This window comes from Enterococcus sp. 5B3_DIV0040, assembly GCF_002140755.1.
Lineage (GTDB): Bacteria > Bacillota > Bacilli > Lactobacillales > Enterococcaceae > Enterococcus_D > Enterococcus_D casseliflavus.
The window spans coordinates 541,489-559,915 of the sequence record NZ_NGLC01000002.1; the positions used below are offsets into that span (position 1 = coordinate 541,489).

Annotated in this window: 18 protein-coding genes; 14 read left to right on the forward strand and 4 right to left on the reverse strand. The window is 44.5% G+C overall.

Annotated elements, in window-relative coordinates; genetic code table 11:
• Window positions 1-18: 18 nt before the first annotated feature.
• The 11 genes from A5883_RS14870 to A5883_RS14920 all read left to right on the forward strand — a co-directional run bounded on the left by A5883_RS14870 (window position 19) and on the right by A5883_RS14920 (window position 11,781).
• Entirely contained in the window at window positions 19-1,320 is a 1,302-nt protein-coding gene (locus A5883_RS14870; RefSeq protein ID WP_005226834.1) for a pyrimidine-nucleoside phosphorylase, read from the forward strand.
• Window positions 1,321-1,333: 13 nt separating this feature from the next.
• The gene (gene deoC / locus A5883_RS14875) at window positions 1,334-1,996 is read left to right on the forward strand and encodes a deoxyribose-phosphate aldolase (protein WP_086338940.1); all 663 of its coding nucleotides are present in this window, start codon (window positions 1,334-1,336) and stop codon (window positions 1,994-1,996) included.
• A gap of 54 nt (window positions 1,997-2,050) precedes the next feature.
• Window positions 2,051-2,449: a cytidine deaminase gene (locus tag A5883_RS14880; RefSeq protein WP_005226837.1), complete on the forward strand. Its 399-nt coding sequence runs from the start codon at window positions 2,051-2,053 to the stop codon at window positions 2,447-2,449.
• Between the two features lie 63 nt (window positions 2,450-2,512).
• Complete coding sequence (locus A5883_RS14885) at window positions 2,513-3,631, forward strand: BMP family lipoprotein (RefSeq protein ID WP_015508805.1); 1,119 nt, start codon at window positions 2,513-2,515, stop codon at window positions 3,629-3,631.
• A 206-nt stretch (window positions 3,632-3,837) separates the two neighbouring features.
• A complete protein-coding gene (locus A5883_RS14890) occupies window positions 3,838-5,379 on the forward strand; it encodes an ABC transporter ATP-binding protein (RefSeq protein WP_369907731.1) in 1,542 nt (513 codons plus the stop codon).
• On the forward strand, window positions 5,372-6,523 hold the full coding sequence (locus A5883_RS14895; protein ID WP_005226844.1) for an ABC transporter permease: 1,152 nt from the start codon (window positions 5,372-5,374) through the stop codon (window positions 6,521-6,523). The genes A5883_RS14890 and A5883_RS14895 overlap by 8 nt, the downstream gene beginning before the upstream one ends.
• Complete coding sequence (locus A5883_RS14900) at window positions 6,523-7,476, forward strand: ABC transporter permease (RefSeq protein WP_005232556.1); 954 nt, start codon at window positions 6,523-6,525, stop codon at window positions 7,474-7,476. Before A5883_RS14895 ends, A5883_RS14900 begins: the two co-directional genes overlap by 1 nt.
• Before the next feature lie 193 nt (window positions 7,477-7,669).
• Window positions 7,670-8,836 carry a phosphopentomutase gene (gene deoB / locus A5883_RS14905; RefSeq protein ID WP_015508806.1) on the forward strand — a complete coding sequence of 389 codons (1,167 nt, stop codon included), beginning with the start codon at window positions 7,670-7,672 and terminating at the stop codon, window positions 8,834-8,836.
• A gap of 10 nt (window positions 8,837-8,846) precedes the next feature.
• Window positions 8,847-9,665, forward strand: coding sequence for a purine-nucleoside phosphorylase (locus A5883_RS14910; RefSeq protein ID WP_086338941.1), 819 nt, complete (start codon window positions 8,847-8,849; stop codon window positions 9,663-9,665).
• A gap of 25 nt (window positions 9,666-9,690) precedes the next feature.
• Complete coding sequence (gene deoD / locus A5883_RS14915; protein WP_005226852.1) at window positions 9,691-10,395, forward strand: purine-nucleoside phosphorylase; 705 nt, start codon at window positions 9,691-9,693, stop codon at window positions 10,393-10,395.
• Window positions 10,396-10,593: 198 nt separating this feature from the next.
• Window positions 10,594-11,781, forward strand: a complete 1,188-nt coding sequence (locus A5883_RS14920) for an iron-containing alcohol dehydrogenase (RefSeq protein ID WP_010748609.1) — start codon at window positions 10,594-10,596, stop codon at window positions 11,779-11,781.
• 52 nt (window positions 11,782-11,833) lie between these two features.
• On the opposite strand, the gene A5883_RS14925 is transcribed toward A5883_RS14920, so the two are convergent.
• The 4 genes from A5883_RS14925 to rpiA all read right to left on the reverse strand — a co-directional run bounded on the left by A5883_RS14925 (window position 11,834) and on the right by rpiA (window position 14,870).
• Window positions 11,834-12,481 carry an SGNH/GDSL hydrolase family protein gene (locus tag A5883_RS14925; protein WP_086338942.1) on the reverse strand — a complete coding sequence of 216 codons (648 nt, stop codon included), beginning with the start codon at window positions 12,479-12,481 and terminating at the stop codon, window positions 11,834-11,836.
• A gap of 101 nt (window positions 12,482-12,582) precedes the next feature.
• Complete coding sequence (gpmA, locus tag A5883_RS14930) at window positions 12,583-13,269, reverse strand: 2,3-diphosphoglycerate-dependent phosphoglycerate mutase (RefSeq protein ID WP_005226871.1); 687 nt, start codon at window positions 13,267-13,269, stop codon at window positions 12,583-12,585.
• A gap of 194 nt (window positions 13,270-13,463) precedes the next feature.
• A complete protein-coding gene (locus A5883_RS14935; protein ID WP_005226873.1) occupies window positions 13,464-14,045 on the reverse strand; it encodes a recombinase family protein in 582 nt (193 codons plus the stop codon).
• A 150-nt stretch (window positions 14,046-14,195) separates the two neighbouring features.
• Complete coding sequence (rpiA, locus tag A5883_RS14940) at window positions 14,196-14,870, reverse strand: ribose-5-phosphate isomerase RpiA (protein ID WP_005226875.1); 675 nt, start codon at window positions 14,868-14,870, stop codon at window positions 14,196-14,198.
• Window positions 14,871-15,174: 304 nt separating this feature from the next.
• Between rpiA and rpsL the strand changes: the two genes are divergently transcribed.
• The 3 genes from rpsL (at window position 15,175) to fusA (ending at window position 18,294) form a co-directional block, all read left to right on the forward strand.
• On the forward strand, window positions 15,175-15,588 hold the full coding sequence (gene rpsL / locus A5883_RS14945) for a 30S ribosomal protein S12 (protein WP_003127956.1): 414 nt from the start codon (window positions 15,175-15,177) through the stop codon (window positions 15,586-15,588).
• 70 nt (window positions 15,589-15,658) lie between these two features.
• Window positions 15,659-16,129 (forward strand): 30S ribosomal protein S7, encoded by a 471-nt coding sequence (gene rpsG, locus A5883_RS14950; protein WP_003127957.1) that lies wholly within the window; start codon window positions 15,659-15,661, stop codon window positions 16,127-16,129.
• A gap of 80 nt (window positions 16,130-16,209) precedes the next feature.
• Window positions 16,210-18,294 (forward strand): elongation factor G, encoded by a 2,085-nt coding sequence (fusA, locus tag A5883_RS14955; protein ID WP_005226900.1) that lies wholly within the window; start codon window positions 16,210-16,212, stop codon window positions 18,292-18,294.
• Window positions 18,295-18,427 lie beyond the last annotated feature (133 nt).

Genomic DNA, 18,427 nt, shown 5'->3' on the forward strand with positions numbered 1-18,427 from the left:
GAAGCGAGGGTCATTTCGATGCGAATGGTGGATTTAATTGAAAAGAAACGTGACGGCAAGTCATTGACGAAGGAAGAAATTGACTACATTGTAACTGCGTATACTGAAGGAAGTATTCCAGATTATCAAATGAGTGCCTTGTTGATGGCTATTTTTTATGTAGATATGACAGATGAAGAAATCACGAACTTAACGCTAGCAATGGCAAATTCTGGTGAAGTGATCGACCTATCCTCAATTGAAGGAATCAAAGTCGATAAGCATTCGACTGGCGGTGTTGGTGATACGACCACATTGATCTTAGCGCCCTTAGTGGCTAGTGTTGGCGTACCAGTTGCGAAAATGTCTGGGCGCGGCTTAGGCTATACTGGTGGGACGTTAGACAAGCTTGAAGCGATCCCTGGATTTAAAATCGAGCTTTCTGAAGCCGACTTTATCCGATTAGTCAATGAAAGCAAAGTGGCCGTGATCGGTCAATCAGGAGATTTAGCTCCTGCAGACAAAAAACTGTATGCCTTACGAGATGTGACGGCAACGGTTAGTTCGATCCCATTGATCGCCAGCTCGATCATGAGTAAAAAAATCGCGGCAGGTGCCGATGCGATCGTGTTAGACGTAACCACAGGCGATGGCGCCTTTATGAAAAACTTGGAGGATGCCAAACGCTTAGCCCAAACGATGGTCCGCATCGGAAAATTGGCAAATCGCCAAACGATGGCAGTCATTTCTGATATGTCACAGCCTTTAGGGGAAGCGATCGGCAACAGTTTGGAAGTGGTGGAAGCCATTGAGACGCTGCAAGGAAAAGGACCGAAAGACTTGGAAGAAATGTGCTATGCACTGGGCAGCCAAATGGTCGTTTTAGCGAAAAAAGCTGATTCATTGGAAGAAGCACGCCAACTGTTGGAAGAAGCCCTGCATTCAGGCAAAGCGTTAGAAAAATTCAGACAGATGATCACAGACCAAGGCGGAGACGCTACAGTGATCGATGACCCGAGCAAGATTTTGACAGCGAAATATGAAGTGGAAGTCCCAGCGAAAACTAGCGGCGTGGTGACGAAATTAGTTGCCAATGAGCTAGGGATCGCGGCGATGATGTTAGGGGCAGGTCGTAAGACCAAAGACGAAGACATCGACCATGCCGTGGGCATCAAATTGCATAAGAAAGTTGGCGAATCCGTAAGCAAAGGGGAATCGCTATTGACGATCTATAGCAATACCGAAGCAATCGAGGATGTCAAAGCATTGATCGACCAAAATATTGAAATTGGGGAAGATGGCGCAGAACCGCCATTGATCCATGACATTATTACAGAATAAGGAGCGAATAAAAATGGAATTGAATCGCATGATCGACCACACGATTTTGAAAGCAGACGCAACGGAGGAAGATGTTTTACGAATCATCGAAGAGGCAAAAACCTATCACTTCTATTCTGTCTGCATCAATCCAACGTGGGTTTCATTAGCAGCAGAAAAATTACAAGGCGAACCAACGGCTGTTTGTACCGTGATCGGTTTTCCTTTAGGGGCAAACACATCTGAGGTCAAAGCTTATGAAACAACAGATGCGATCAAAAACGGCGCAGATGAAGTCGATATGGTAATCAACGTAGGTGCCTTGAAATCAAAACAATACAAAAAAGTTCAAGCAGACATCGAAGCAGTCGTTGAAGCAGCCAAAGACAAAGCGCTTGTCAAAGTAATCATTGAAACAGCGTTATTAAACAACGAAGAAATCGTCAAAGCCTGTGAATTAGCCAAAGCAGCTGGTGCAGATTTCGTGAAAACCTCAACTGGCTTTTCAACTGGTGGGGCAGTCGTTGAAGATGTTCGCTTGATGCGTGAAACAGTAGGACCAGAAATGGGTGTCAAAGCTTCTGGTGGTATCCACAACGAAGCAGAAGCAGCAGCTATGGTCGAAGCGGGCGCAAACCGCTTAGGAACAAGCGCAAGTGTTGCTATCGTGACTGGCTCAACAGGTGCTGGCTACTAAGCTTAGCATTATTAAGTAAAATAGCAAAAAATAAAAATAAGAGCGGGGAAGACAATGACAATAGCGAAAAAAGAGTGGATCGACACCGCCGTTTCCGCCTTAGATAAAGCGTATGTGCCGTACTCTAAGTTTCCGGTCGGTGCTTGTCTCGTTGCCAAAAATGGTACGATATATCAAGGGATCAACATTGAAAATGCCTCATATGGCTTAACAAATTGCGCAGAACGAACCGCTTTTTTCAAAGCCGTTTCTGAAGGCGAAAAAGAGTTTCAACATTTGGTTGTGGCGGGTCATACGCCAGAACCGATCTCTCCTTGCGGTGCTTGCCGCCAGGTCATGGTGGAATTTTGTGCGCCAGATATGCCGGTGACCTTAGTCGGCGATGATGGTGTCATCAAAGAAACCACGGTAGAAGGCCTATTGCCTTATTACTTCACGAACAAAGATTTATAAACCATGTTCATTCAGTCGATGCGGCTGTTGAAAAAAACTATATTTTTAGGGGGCTTTACAGCAATGAAAAAAGCAAAATTATTTAGTTTAGGTATTGTTGCAGTAGCTGGGTTGACTTTACTTGGTGCTTGTGGCGGAGGAAATTCAGGTTCAACTGATTCAACTGGCGGAGGTTCTGCAGACGGTACGACTGATGCAGCGCATAGTGTCGCAATCGTTACCGATATCGGTGGGGTGGATGACCGTTCATTCAACCAATCAGCGTGGGAAGGCTTAGAAGCATGGGGTGAGGAACACGGGATCGCTCGCGGTGCTGGTGGTTATGACTACGTGCAATCAAATGAAGCTTCAGAATACACAACCAACGTAAATGGTGCCGTTCAAAATGGTTTCAAAACAGTTTTCGGTGTAGGTTACTTATTGAAAGATTCAATCGCAGCAGCAGCTGACCAAAACCCTGATACACAATTCGGGATCATCGATGATGTGATCGAAGGCAAAGACAACGTTGTTTCAGCAACATTTAAAGATAACGAAGCAGCTTACTTAGCTGGTTTTGCCGCAGCGTATACAACCAAAACAAACAAAGTCGGCTTCATCGGTGGTGAAGAAGGCGTCGTTATCGACCGTTTCGAAGCTGGTTTCATGAAGGGCGTTCAAGACGCAGCTGAAAAATTAGGCAAAGAAATCACGGTTGATCCTCAATATGCAGCATCATTTGGTGATCCTGCTAAAGGGAAAGCATTGGCAGCTTCAATGTACCAAAGTGGCGTTGACGTAATCTTCCACGCATCTGGTGGTACTGGTGCAGGTGTCTTCCAAGAAGCAAAAGCAATCAATGAACAATTGAACGAAGCAGACCTAGAAGACAAAAAAGTTTGGGTCATCGGTGTGGATAGCGATCAACAAGACGAAGGAAAATACACAACTGCTGACGGCAAAGAAGATAACTTCACATTGGCTTCAACATTGAAAGGTGTTGGCGCAGCGGTACAAGATATCTCAACTCGTGCGTTAGAAGACAACTTCCCTGGCGGCGAACACATTGTTTACGGCTTGAAAGATGGCGGTGTAGACATTACTGAAGGGTTCCTTTCAGATGATGCCAAAGCAGCGATCGAAACAGCGAAACAAGACGTGATCGACGGCAAAGTAGAAGTACCAGAAACACCTGAAAAATAAAGTTGTTCTTTTCGGTTATCTTGCCCTAGTTTAGGGCAAGATGATCGTTGTTGGATTACTATGTTGATGAAAGCTACGGGTTTTCATGAGGATAGTAATCATCCTAAGCAATAGCAATTATTTTTTTGACATGACGAATGGTTTGTATAAGCGAATTAGAAAGTAAGGATGTGAGTAATTTGGCTGAGGAAAAATATGTTGTAGAAATGCGTCATATCACCAAAGAGTTTGGAACGTTCAAAGCCAATGACGATGTCAACTTGCAAGTAAGGCCAGGAGAAATCCACGCATTGCTTGGTGAAAATGGAGCGGGCAAGTCGACCTTGATGAATATGCTGTCAGGATTATTGGAACCAACATCTGGTGAAATCTGGATGAATGGTGAAAAAGTGAATATCACGAGTCCGACCGCAGCAAACAAATTGGGGATCGGGATGGTGCATCAGCATTTCATGCTGGTAGACGCCTTTACTGTAACAGAAAATATCATTTTGGGGAGCGAACCCCATCATCTCGGTGTGTTAGATCGCAAGAAAGCCCGCAAAGAAATCAAAAAAGTTTCTGAACAATATGGTTTATCGGTTGATCCAGATGCTTATGTGCGTGACATCTCTGTCGGGATGGAACAACGGGTAGAGATCTTGAAGACTCTTTACCGCGGCGCAGATGTATTGATTTTTGATGAACCAACGGCAGTTTTGACACCGCAAGAAATCGAAGAGCTTATCGAGATCATGCGCGGATTGGTGCGTGAAGGCAAATCAATCATCTTGATCACCCACAAACTGGATGAGATCAAAGCGGTGGCAGACCGTTGTACAGTTATCCGTCGGGGACAAGGGATCGGCACTGTCAATGTCAAAGACGTCAGCTCACAACAGTTGGCCGATATGATGGTTGGTCGTTCTGTGTCCTTCAAGACACCGAAGAAAGAAGCGTCACCAAAAGAAGTCGTGCTTTCTGTTGAAAACTTAGTTGTAAAAGAAAACCGTGGCTTAGAAGCAGTAAAAAACTTAAGCTTAGAAGTACGTGCAGGTGAAGTATTGGGGATTGCTGGGATCGATGGCAATGGGCAATCAGAGCTGTTACAAGCCATCACTGGTTTACGGAAAGTCGAAAGCGGCAAGGTCTTGCTGAATGGTGATGACATCACTAACTTCAAGCCTCGGAAAGTCACCGAAGCCGGCGTTGGTCATGTGCCAGAAGACCGCCATAAATACGGGCTTGTCTTGGATATGATGTTATCAGAAAACATCGCCTTGCAAACCTACTACAAAAAACCTTTGAGTAATGCAGGTGTCTTGGATTACGGAGAGATCAACGAGTTTGCTCGTGACTTGATTCAAGAATTTGACGTACGAACAGTCAACGAGATCGTACCAGCACGGGCATTGTCCGGCGGGAATCAACAAAAAGCGATCATCGCACGAGAAATCAGCCGCGATCCTGATCTATTGATCGTTGCCAATCCGACCCGTGGGTTGGATGTTGGAGCGATCGAATTTATCCACAAACGCTTGATTGAACAGCGGGATAAATTCAAAGCGGTGTTGTTAGTCAGCTTTGAATTAGATGAAATTTTGAATGTATCAGACCGCATTGCTGTTATTCATGCTGGTGAGATCGTTGGGGTCGTTGATCCGAAAGAAACATCAGAGAAAGAGCTTGGCTTGTTGATGGCAGGGTACTCCTTGGAGGAAGCAAGACGAGAGCTGCAAATGGAGGAAGTAGGTGGTTCGGTTGAATAACCGCAAAGAAAAGATCCGCAATATATTAGTGCCGATCATCGCTGTCTTGTTGGGATTCGTCCTTGGCGGGATCATCATGGCGGCCTTCGGCTACAGCCCAATCACAGGGTATACACAAATGTTTCGGACCGTTTTTATCAACGGACAAACAGGTGGGTTAAATGCCCGCAACATTGGTGAGATTTTTGTTACAGCAGGACCATTGATCTTTACCGCTCTGGGGTTTGCCGTTGCAAACTCAGCCGGATTCTTCAATATCGGTCTTTCTGGTCAAGCGCTAGCAGGTTGGGTTGCCAGTATCTGGGTCGCACTAGCGATGCCAGATGCGCCTCGGTTGGTGGTCTTGCCATTAGCCGTGATCGTAGGGGCTTTATGCGGGGCGATCGCAGCTGCGATTCCTGGTTTCCTACGGGCATTCTTTGGAACAAGTGAAGTCATCGTGACGATCATGATGAACTATATCTTGCTTTATACGGGGAACCATTTAGTCAATAATGTGATGAGCGAATCCATGATCACGACAAAAGGGGTCACAAAAATGGTGGGGGAAAATGCCTCCATGCAGACGCCGTTTCTAGCAAGCATCACGAGCAACTCTCGCTTGAACTTAGGGATCTTCTTAGCCTTGATCTTCTTAGTTTTGGTTTGGTTCTTGATGAAAAAAACCACTCTTGGTTATGAAATCCGTGCGGTGGGCTTGAACCCAAGCGCTTCTGAATATGCGGGGATGAGCAGCAAACGGACGATCATTATCTCCATGATCATCTCTGGAACGCTTGCTGGATTAGGTGGAGTCGTTCAAGGACTAGGAACGTTTGAAAACTTCTTCGTTCAAGGGTCATCATTGAGCATCGGGTTTGACGGTATGGCTGTATCCTTGTTAGGAAGCGGCTCATCGATCGGAATCTTGCTTTCAGCCCTCTTGTTCAGTATTTTGAAATTAGGTGGACAAGGCATGCAGTTTGCAGGTATTCCATCTGAATTAGTCGATGTCAATATCGCAATTATTATTTTCTTCGTAGCGATCAGCTTTGTGATTCGTTTCTTGTTGGCAAAAATCTTTGACGGCAAAAAAGAAGCGCTGGTCGTACAGGAGATTGAAGCCCAACCAAACGATCAAGATCAGGAAGGAGGAACCATCTAATGGATATTAGTTTAATTTCTTCGATCGTCACTCAAACATTGATTTATGCGTCTCCTCTGATTTTGACGGCGCTAGGTGGCGTGTTCTCAGAGCGCAGCGGGATCGTTAACGTGGGTCTTGAAGGAATCATGGTTATGGGTGCTTTTAGCTCGATTGTTTTCAATATTGAATTTGCGTCACAATTTGGTGCGTGGACACCGTGGTTAGGGATGCTCGTCGGCGGACTGGTCGGTGTGGTTTTCTCCTTGCTGCATGCGGTGGCAACCATCAACTTCCGTGCCGACCATATCATCAGTGGTACGGTGATGAACTTGATGGCACCAGCTTTGGCCGTGTTCTTAGTCAAAGCGATCTACAACAAAGGGCAAACGGATAACATCCAACGGACATTGGGGTATTTCAATTTCCCGATTCTTAAAGATATTCCTATCATTGGCCCGATTTTCTTTAATCAAACATTCTTACCGGCGTACTTCGCTATTTTGATCTCAGTGATCGCGTGGTTCGTGATTTTCAAAACACGCTTTGGGTTGCGTCTTCGTTCTGTCGGTGAGCATCCACAAGCAGCGGATACCTTAGGGATCAATGTTTACGTGATGCGCTACTCAGGTGTCTTGATCTCTGGTTTCCTTGGCGGGATGGGCGGTGCCTTGTTTGCTCAATCGATCGCGGGTCGCTTTGCCGTGACAACGATCGCCGGTCAAGGGTTTATCTCGATGGCTGCGATGATCTTTGGTAAATGGAATCCACTTGGTGCGATGGGAGCTGCGATTTTCTTCGGTTTTGCGCAAAACATCAGTATCGTAGGTGGCCAACTGCCAATCATCTCTTCCATTCCAGCGGTTTACTTACAGGCTGCGCCTTATGCCTTGACGATCATCGTGCTCGTTCTTTTCCTTGGAAAAGCCGCTGGTCCGAAAGCTAACGGGAAGAACTACATTAAATCTAAATAATTTTTCAGTATGAAAGGGTGGGGCTATGGGACATGAATGTGTTGCTGTGTCCTGCCCTTTTTCTATCCTCTGGGTGAAAGGAACGCATCAGGAAATTTCCAAAGCAACCCAGCGCAATTTTTGCTTAAGTTTAGTATGATAGAGGTAGTAGATCCGCTTGTAAAAGCATAAAATAAAGAAAGTAGGGAATAGAATGTTTAAACGTGTACACTTGATCGTGATGGATTCAGTCGGAATTGGTGAAGCACCTGATGCGGCAGCTTTTGGTGATGTCGGTTCAGATACGTTAGGCCATATTGCAAAAGAAGCAGGCTTGACGATCCCTCACTTGGAACAATTAGGCCTAGGGACGATCCGTCCTTTAGAAGGCGTGAAGGCGGTAGCTGACCATGATGGGTATGCAACCAAATTGGAAGAAGTTTCCGTTGGGAAAGATACGATGACGGGGCACTGGGAGATCATGGGCTTGAATATCCAAAAACCTTTCCGCGTATTTCCCGATGGGTTTCCCGATGAATTGTTGCAACAGATCGAAGCGTTCTCTGGACGTAAAATCGTCTGCAATGCGCCGTACTCAGGGACAGCAGTCATTGATGACTTCGGCGAACATCAAATGAAGACAGGCGATTTGATCGTTTACACCTCGGCTGACCCAGTGTTGCAGATCGCTGCGCATGAGGAAATCATTCCATTAGAAGAATTGTATCGTATTTGTCAGTACGTTCGGGACATCACGAAAGATGAGCCATATATGATCGGCCGCATCATCGCGCGTCCGTATGTCGGTGAGCCTGGAAACTTTACTCGTACGAGCAATCGTCATGACTACGCACTCGATCCATTTGGCCATACAGTATTAGATTCCTTGAAAGAAGCTGGAAAAGACGTGATCGCCGTTGGGAAGATCAATGATATCTTCAACGGACAAGGAATCACCGATTCTGTACGGACGAAGAGCAATATGGACGGTGTGGATCAGTTACTGAAGGTGATGAAACAAGACTTTACAGGTCTAAGCTTTACGAACTTGGTCGACTTCGATGCGCTTTATGGTCACCGTCGCGATGTCGTAGGGTATGCCCATGCCATTGAAGATTTTGATTTGCGTATTCCAGAGCTTTTAGAAGCAATGGGAGACGAGGATCTGTTGTTGATCACAGCTGACCACGGCAATGACCCAACCTTTACGGGAACGGATCACACGAGAGAATATGTGCCATTATTAGCGTACAGCAAGAAATTCCAAGGCCAAGGCAAATTGCCACAAGGCTACTATGCGGATATTTCCGCAACGATCGCTGAAAACTTTGGTGTTTCAGCTACAGAAAACGGAACAAGCTTTTTACAACATTTAAACTAGAGGTGATGAAATGACAACGTTACATGAGAAATTACAAGAAACAACGGCATTTATCCAAGAAAGCGGCGTCGGTGAAGTGGAATTTGGGTTGATTTTAGGATCTGGCTTAGGTGAATTAGCCGATGAGATCGAAAACCCAATCGTGTTGCCTTACAACGATATCCCGCATTTTCCTGTTTCGACAGTGGTTGGTCATGCAGGACAATTGGTCTATGGAACATTAGCTGGGAAAAAAGTCTTAGCGATGCAAGGACGATTCCATTATTATGAAGGCCATTCGATGCAGACGGTTACTTACCCCGTCCGTGTGATGGCGGCATTGAAAGCTCACTCTTTAGTCGTGACCAATGCCTGTGGCGGCGTAAACGAAAGCTTCCAGCCGGGAGACTTGATGTTGATCACCGATCAAATCAACTTTATGGGGGACAACCCACTGATTGGTGAAAACGAAGAAGAAATGGGTCCGCGTTTCCCAGATATGAGCCAAGCCTACCATTCGCCTTATCGGGAAGCGGCACAAAAAGTTGGTGCATCAAAAGGATTGCACTTAAAAGAAGGCGTCTATATGGGCTTCTCAGGTCCTACGTATGAAACGCCAGCAGAGATCCGCTTTGCTCGGACGATCGGTGCCGATGCTGTCGGTATGTCGACTGTCCCAGAAGTGATCGTTGCTGTTCACAGTGGCTTGAAAGTCTTGGGTGTTTCTTGTATCACAAACTTGGCTGCTGGTATGCAAGCGAGCTTGAATCATGAAGAAGTCGTGGAAACGACGGAACGGGTCAAGGCAGAATTTAAAGCGTTGATCAAAGAAACGTTAGCAGTACTATAAAAAGCAGACCAAAGGAGAAAAACGAATGAGCGTTCATATCGAAGCAAAAGCAGGCGAGATCGCAGACAAAATCTTGTTACCAGGTGATCCACTGCGGGCAAAATATATTGCTGAAACATTTTTAGAAGACCCGATCTGTTACAACAACGTTCGGGGAATGTTGGGCTATACAGGCGTTTATAAGGGCGAGCGGGTCTCTGTCCAAGGAACCGGCATGGGCATGCCTTCAGCGAGCATCTATGCCCATGAATTGATCAACTCTTACGGCGTGAAGAAATTGATTCGGGTCGGTACGTGTGGTGCCATCTCAAAAGATGTCCACGTGCGTGATCTTGTGATTGCTCAAGCGGCAGCCACAAGTTCATCGATGGTGGCAAAAAACTTTCAAAGTTTCCATTTCCCACCAATCGCTGACTTTGCACTGTTGCGTAAAGCCTATGATACAGCGATTGAATCAGGATTTACGACTCACGTCGGTAACATCTTATCTGAAGATACCTTCTACAAAGATGACATGACGGAAACGTTACAGTTGGCAGACCTTGGGGTGATGGGTGTTGAGATGGAAGCCGCAGCCTTATACTATTTAGGGGCGAAATTCCACGTTCAAACTTTAGCGATCTGCACCGTCAGCGACCACATCATCACTGGAGAAGAAACAACGCCAGAAGAAAGACAAACGACATTTAACGACATGATCAAAGTTGGCTTAGAAACAGCGATCGCGTAAAAAAGATACCGCAGGATCGGTGCATGAACGATGCGAAGGCTGCTTGCTTTTGATAGAGCAAGCAGCCAAATCGTATTGGTTTGCATGCAACCGAGAATGTGTTATCTTTTTTTGTTGGCAAAAAGCCACGAAGAAGCGTTGCACTTTTGCCAGAAAATGGTTTAATGAAAAGAAAAGGTGTAAAAAGGAGACGAGACAATGAATAATTTTACGTTTCATGTAACGACGGACATTCGTTTTGGGAAAGACCGTCTGAACGAGCTGCCAGAAGTACTGAATACATTTGGAAAAAACGTCTTGCTAGTCTATGGTGGCGGCAGTATCAAGAAAAACGGTTTGTACGATGCAGTCATGGCGCAATTGACTGCCAACGGCAATCAAGTCACTGAATTGACTGGTGTCGATCCAAATCCACGAATCGAAACCGTTCGTCAAGGAGCCGCTCTTTGTCGTTCAGAAAAGATCGACGTCATTTTAGCTGTTGGCGGCGGTTCTGTAATTGATTGCAGCAAAGTGATCGCTGGGGCGGCTTGCAGTGAGCAAGAGCCTTGGGACTTAGTTCTTTCCAGAAGCTATCAAGGACCAGCGATTCCATTAGTAACGATCTTGACCCTTGCGGCTACTGGCAGTGAAATGAATCGCGGCGCGGTGATCTCTAATCTAGAAACGAAACAAAAACTTGGTGTTCACGGACCCGAATTTTTACCGAAAGTATCTTTTTTAGATCCAACAACGACCTTTAGTGTCAGTCGCTATCAAACGGCTGCCGGTTCAGCGGATATCATGAGCCATCTGATTGAAAATTATTTCAGTAAAACAGAAGGAACAGATGTCCAAGACGGTGTAGCAGAAGGATTGCTAAAAGCAGTCATTAAAAATCTGCCCATCGCATTAAATGACCCCACAGACTATGATGCACGGGCGAATTTGATGTGGGCGAGCACCTTAGCCTTAAATGGTTTGACTGGAAGTGGCAAGGGTGGTGCTTGGTCTTGTCATGCGATGGAGCATGAGTTGAGTGCGTTTTATGACATTACCCATGGCATCGGCTTAGCGATCCTGACCCCACGCTGGATGCTTCATGTATTGAATGAAGAAACGGCGCCGAAATTTGCGCGGTTTGCTAGAGAAGTCTTTGGTGTCCAAGAAGCAGTGCCAGAATTAGCTGCCCGAATGGGGATTCAAAAACTGTATGACTTTTTTGCTTCTTGCGATATTCCGATGACTTTGCCAGAAGTAGGGATCGCCGATGACACCCATTTTGCTGAAATGGCGGCTCAAGCAGTTCAATTCAGCTCTATTGCAACAAATGCGTATGTACCGCTGCAAGAAGAAGACGTGATCGCAATCTACCAAGATTCCTTGACTCCTTCAACCTATCTTTAATCATAAAAAAGACCGTTCCTGCGACTTGGTTGTCGCGGAGCGGTCTGTTTATTTACCCTTCAGAAGAAAAAGCCAAACGGGCCATTAGCTGATCTGCAATCAAGGCGTGTCCAGCAGGAGTGGGGTGCACACCGTCATCGCCTGTCAGTGCCTGCGGGGAGCTAGCAACGGCAGCTTCGGCAAACAAGCCATCCAGCGGCAGCAGCTGACAATGAAAGGCGGCAGCTAAGTGACGAACGATTTGGATTTTCGGATCAAGATCGATCCGCCAAGTTTGGCGATCCTCAGGATATGGCAAAACAAAAGGTTCCAGCAAGAAAATACGCGTGATCCCCTGTTGGGTCACTTGTTCCAGAATTTGACGGTAGGTTTCCTCAAAGGACGTTGCGGCCTCTTCTGAACCAAAATCGGGACCACCGGCATTGTGCCACGTGTCGTTGATCCCAATCATAAAGATCAAGACGTCAGGTGCTAATTGAAGGCAATCTTCTTGGAGACGGGCTAAGACGTCGGCAGCTTTGTTGCCGCCGATCCCCCGATTATAAAAGGTAAATCCTGCAGTGGGGAATGTTTCTGCCAGCTGATCGGCAACGAGACGGGCAAACCCATGTCCTAAATCGTGGGGATCTTGGCGATCACGATCGCAATCTGTGATGCTGTCACCTAAAAATAAAACGGTATCATTTTTGACTAGTTTCATAATAAGCTCCTTTCGAGTACGCCCTCAATTATAAAAGAGGGGGGAGGAATTGCCAATAAAAAAACTGCCCTTTTTTAAAAAAGGGCAGCGATAAGCGAGGCTTATAAGTAGTATTTTTTCGCAACAGTCAAATCATCGTTCAATTCATAAACAAGTGGTTGACCAGTTGGGATCTCAAGATCCATGATATCTTCGTCAGAAATACCTTCGATATGTTTTGCTAATGCACGTAGAGAGTTTCCGTGAGCCGCAACTAAGACAGTTTTGTCGTCTTTTAATGCTGGGGCGATTTCATCTTGCCAGAAAGGCAATGCACGTTCTAAAGTAACTTTTAAGTTTTCTCCACCAGGTACGTCGCGAGGGTCAAGCATTGCATAACGACGGTCGTTTGCAGCAGAACCTTCATCTGAAGCTTCCATCAATGGAGGTAAAACATCGTAAGAACGACGCCAGATGTGTACTTGTTCGTCACCGTATTTTTCAGCAGTTTCTTTTTTATTTAAACCTTGTAATTTACCGTAATGACGTTCGTTTAAGCGCCATGATTTGATCGTTGGTACCCAAAGTTGATCAGAATATTCTAAAATGTAATTACAAGTTTTGATGGCACGAGTTAAAACAGATGTGTAAGCAACGTCAAATTCGATGCCTGCTTCTTTGATTTTACGTCCGCCTTCGATTGCTTCTTCGACACCTTCTGGCGCTAGATCAACATCAGCCCAACCGGTAAACTGGTTTAATTTGTTCCATTCGCTTAGTCCATGACGAGAAAATACTAATTTTGGCATGTAAAACTCTCCTTTAGATATTCGATATTTTTCTGAAATTTTCAATTCCGTATTTATTGTACACTCTTTCTCAAAGAATTTCCATGGTTTTGGAGGAAAAGCTGGGGGAAAACGCCATTCTTAAGGAAAAACAAAAGGGGATCATTAAAAAGAGGACCGCTTTTGTTTCATGCTGTTCTAGGGGGAGTCGACAACTATGAACGTAACTTGTTCCATTCTTCTTCGGATAATTTTATGTATTTATAGCATGTACCTACAGAAACACCGCATTTTTCAGAAATATATTGAATCGTTTCTTTTTTCTCGTAGTACAATTGACGGATTTTTTTGATCGTTTTCGGATCGATTTTTGGACGACCGCCAATTTTGCCTTTTTTGCGGGCTTTATTTAAGCCGACCAGCGTGCGCTCTTTGATGAGTGAGCGTTCCATGATCGCAAGTCCTTCCATTAAATTGAAGTAAACCTGTCCCATCGGACCGCGGGTATCGATTTGTTCTGCCAGTGAAACCAGATGAAGCTCTCGCTGTTTTAATAGATCAGTGAGATCGGTCAGTTGTCTGGTGGTTTTCCCTAAACGATGCAGTTCCGTAACGACTAAGGTGTCGCCGGGCTGCATTTGTGCCACCACTGACTCCAATGAATGATTTTCTTCACTTTCTTCCACGCTAAATGTCTCATGGAAAAATTCATGACACCCAAATTCTTCGAGCTTGTTTAATTGTTCACTTGTTGAGTTGTCGGTGATCGTTGAACGAGCATAGCCTATGATTTTCATAAACCCTCCTACCTTTCCCTTTTTATTGAATGTATCATAATTATTTCTTAAATGATAGGGTAATTTGCACAAAAAATAATAAAAATTAAGTCGATTGAAGAAAAATAACGAAAAAAAGAGAAGCATTATTGCTCCTCTTTTTTGTTTCCTTTATCTAACGTGCTTGGTACTCGGGCCTTCAGGCAATCCAACAATGATCGTATGGACCATATCCAAAAACAGACCGTGTTCAACCACGCCCACTGTAGCATCTAATTCCTGTGCCAACTCAGTAGGGGCGGTGATCGTTTCTAGATGAAGATCGATGATGTAATTGCTGCAATCGGTTTTTAACGGTTCGCCTTCTTCATTCAGACGCAGTTTTGGATGGTAGTTTTTCTTCTCGAACAGACGCAGCAGCTGTTGGCTGCCATAAGGGATCACTTCCACTGGCAACGGGAAGGCACCAAGTGTTTCGACCATTTTCGATTCATCAACGATCCACAAGACTTTTTTTGAGTTAGACGCCACGATTTTTTCGAATAAAAGGGCTGCACCGCCGCCTTTGATGCCATGATAATCCTTGCTGATCTCATCTGCACCGTCGATCGTTAGATCCACAGCGTCCACTTCATCGATGGTGCGAATCGGGATACCTAATCCTTCTGCTTGTTTTTTCGATGCCCAAGAAGTTGGGACACCCGTGATCGATAGACCTTCTTCTTTTACACGTCGACCCAGTTCTTCAATCATGTAGTAGGCTGTTGAGCCAGTGCCCAAGCCAACGACCATGCCATCTTTTACATAACTAGCCGCTTCAATGCCGACCATTTCTTTTAGGTTCATTTTCTTCCCGCCTTTTTTAAATAAATGCTTTGTCTCTATTATATAGGAAGAAGCGCAAAATTTGCGGATTTTTTCGTAACAGATTTCTTTTGAAAAAAGCTTAGGAGGATACTTGACAGGTAAGAATAAGCATGATATTCTATCAAAGGTGCTTTATCTACAGGTCTCTCGTTGGAGACGTGCTGACTGTCTATCAAAGCATAGTTGATATGAATGCAGAGAATGCATTATTTTTTATCGCAAAAAAAGAACCACCTGGATGTGTGGGACTATAAAGCGAATCAAGGAAGGAGGACAACTAGGGATGCCTACAATTAATCAATTAGTACGTAAACCTCGTAAATCCAAGGTTGAAAAATCAAATTCACCAGCATTGAACAAAGGATATAACAGTTTCAAGAAAGCTCAAACGAATGTTAACTCACCTCAAAAGCGTGGGGTAGCTACTCGTGTGGGAACTATGACACCGAAAAAACCGAACTCAGCTCTACGTAAATATGCGCGTGTTCGTTTGTCAAACTTGATTGAAGTGACAGCTTATATTCCAGGTATCGGACACAACTTACAAGAACACAGCGTGGTCTTGTTACGTGGTGGACGTGTAAAAGACTTACCAGGGGTACGTTACCATATCGTTCGTGGTGCATTGGATACTGCCGGTGTTAACGATCGTAAACAATCTCGTTCTAAATATGGTACAAAACGTCCTAAAGCTTAATCTTTAAGACAAACAGATCAAATGAATCTTATTTAAATCAGAACTGATATCTCGGAAGGAGGAGTTACGGATGCCTCGTAAAGGTCCTGTTGCAAAACGTGATGTTTTACCAGATCCTATTTATAACTCAAAATTAGTAACTCGTTTGATCAACCGTGTAATGGTTGATGGTAAACGCGGTGTTGCTGCAAATATTATCTACAATGCTTTTGGCATTATCAAAGAATCTACAGGAAATGATCCATTGGAAGTTTTCGAACAAGCAATGAAAAACATTATGCCTGTATTGGAAGTTAAAGCTCGCCGTGTCGGTGGTTCTAACTACCAAGTACCAGTAGAAGTACGTCCTGAACGTCGTACAACTCTAGGTCTTCGTTGGGTGGTAAACTACGCTCGTTTGCGTGGCGAACACACAATGGAAGAACGTCTTGCAAAAGAAATCATGGATGCAGCGAACAACACTGGTGCTTCTGTGAAAAAACGCGAAGACACACACAAAATGGCGGAAGCCAACCGCGCATTTGCTCACTATCGTTGGTAAGATCCTCACTGCTTTTTATTGGAAGGTACTGAGACAACCTTAGCTTAAGTTAAGTAAGAATGAGAGGGGAACAACCTAGAATGGCAAGAGAATTTTCGCTAGAAAAAACTCGTAATATCGGGATCATGGCCCACGTTGACGCTGGTAAAACAACGACAACTGAACGTATCCTTTATTACACAGGTAAAATCCATAAAATTGGTGAAACACATGAAGGTGCTTCTCAAATGGACTGGATGGAACAAGAACAAGAACGTGGGATCACAATCACTTCTGCTGCGACAACTGCGCAATGGAAAGAAAACCGCGTAAATATCATCGACACACCAGGACACGTGGACTTCACAATCGAAGTGCAACGTTCATTGCGTGTACTTGATGGTGCTGTAACTGTGTTGGACTCACAATCAGGTGTAGAACCTCAAACAGAAACAGTTTGGCGTCAAGCGACAGATTACCGCGTACCGCGTGTTGTATTCTGTAACAAAATGGACAAAATTGGTGCAGACTTCTTATACTCTGTATCAACTTTACATGATCGTTTACAAGCAAATGCTCACCCAATCCAATTACCAATTGGTGCGGAAGATGACTTTACTGGTATTATCGACTTAGTAAAAATGAAAGCTGAAATCTACACAAATGACTTAGGAACTGAAATCCAAGAGACTGAAATTCCTGAAGAATACGTAGAATTAGCTGAAGAATGGCGCGAAAAATTAATCGAAGCTGTTGCTGATACTGATGAAGAACTAATGATGAAATTCTTGGAAGGTGAAGAAATCACTGAAGAAGAATTGAAAGCTGGTATTCGTCAAGCAACATTGACTGTTGACTTTTTCCCTGTTCTTTGCGGATCTGCCTTTAAAAACAAAGGGGTTCAATTGATGTTGGATGCAGTCATCGACTACTTGCCTTCACCACTTGATGTTCCTGCGATTAAAGGGATCAATCCTAAAACAGACGAAGAAACTGATCGTCCGGCTGACGATGAAGCACCATTTGCTTCATTAGCATTTAAAGTAATGACTGACCCATTCGTAGGTCGTTTGACATTCTTCCGTGTGTATTCAGGTATCTTGAACTCTGGATCATACGTATTGAATGCTTCAAAAGGCAAACGCGAACGTATCGGTCGTATCCTACAAATGCACGCCAACACTCGTGCTGAAATCCAAACAGTATACTCAGGCGATATCGCCGCTGCTGTTGGTTTGAAAGACACAACAACTGGGGATACACTATGTGATGAAAAATCACCAGTAATCCTTGAATCAATCGAATTCCCAGAACCAGTTATCGAAGTCGCTGTTGAGCCTAAATCAAAAGCTGACCAAGATAAAATGGGGGTTGCTTTACAAAAACTTGCTGAAGAAGATCCATCATTCCGTGTGGAAACAAACGCTGAAACAGGCGAAACTGTTATCGCTGGTATGGGAGAACTTCACTTGGACGTCTTAGTTGACCGTATGCGTCGCGAATTTAAAGTTGAAGCAAACGTAGGTGCGCCTCAAGTTTCTTATCGTGAAACATTCCGTGCAGCAACACAAGCGGAAGGTAAATTTGTACGTCAGTCTGGTGGTAAAGGTCAATACGGTCACGTATGGGTCGAATTTACACCAAACGAAGAAGGTAAAGGCTTCGAATTCGAAAACGCGATTGTCGGTGGTGTGGTTCCTCGTGAATACATCCCAGCAGTTGAAAAAGGACTTGAAGACTCAATGGCGAACGGTGTCTTAGCCGGTTACCCATTAGTAGACATCAAAGCAAAACTTTATGATGGTTCATACCATGATGTCGATTCAAGTGAAACTGCCTTCCGTGTTGCAGCTTCTATGGCTTTACGTGCTGCAGCGAAGAAAGCAAACCCAGTAATTCTTGAACCAATGATGAAAGTAGTTATCACTGTACCAGAAGATTACTTAGGCGATGTTATGGGTCACGTAACTGCTCGTCGTGGACGCGTAGAAGGAATGGAAGCACACGGTAACTCACAAATCGTGAACGCAATCGTGCCATTAGCTGAAATGTTCGGTTACGCAACAACACTTCGTTCATCAACACAAGGTCGCGGTACGTTCATGATGACATTTGATCACTATGAAGATGTACCTAAATCTGTTCAAGAAGAAATCATCAAGAAAAACGGCGGCAAAGCTGAATAATTGATGGAAGTATAGGAAATTAAGTAAAAAGCTATATTTTTTTCTGAGTTTCGTGTACAATATTATCGATGATAAGGGATGGGGAGCTGCGGCTCCCTACCTATCAAATATAAAAAATAAACTGCATTTTTAG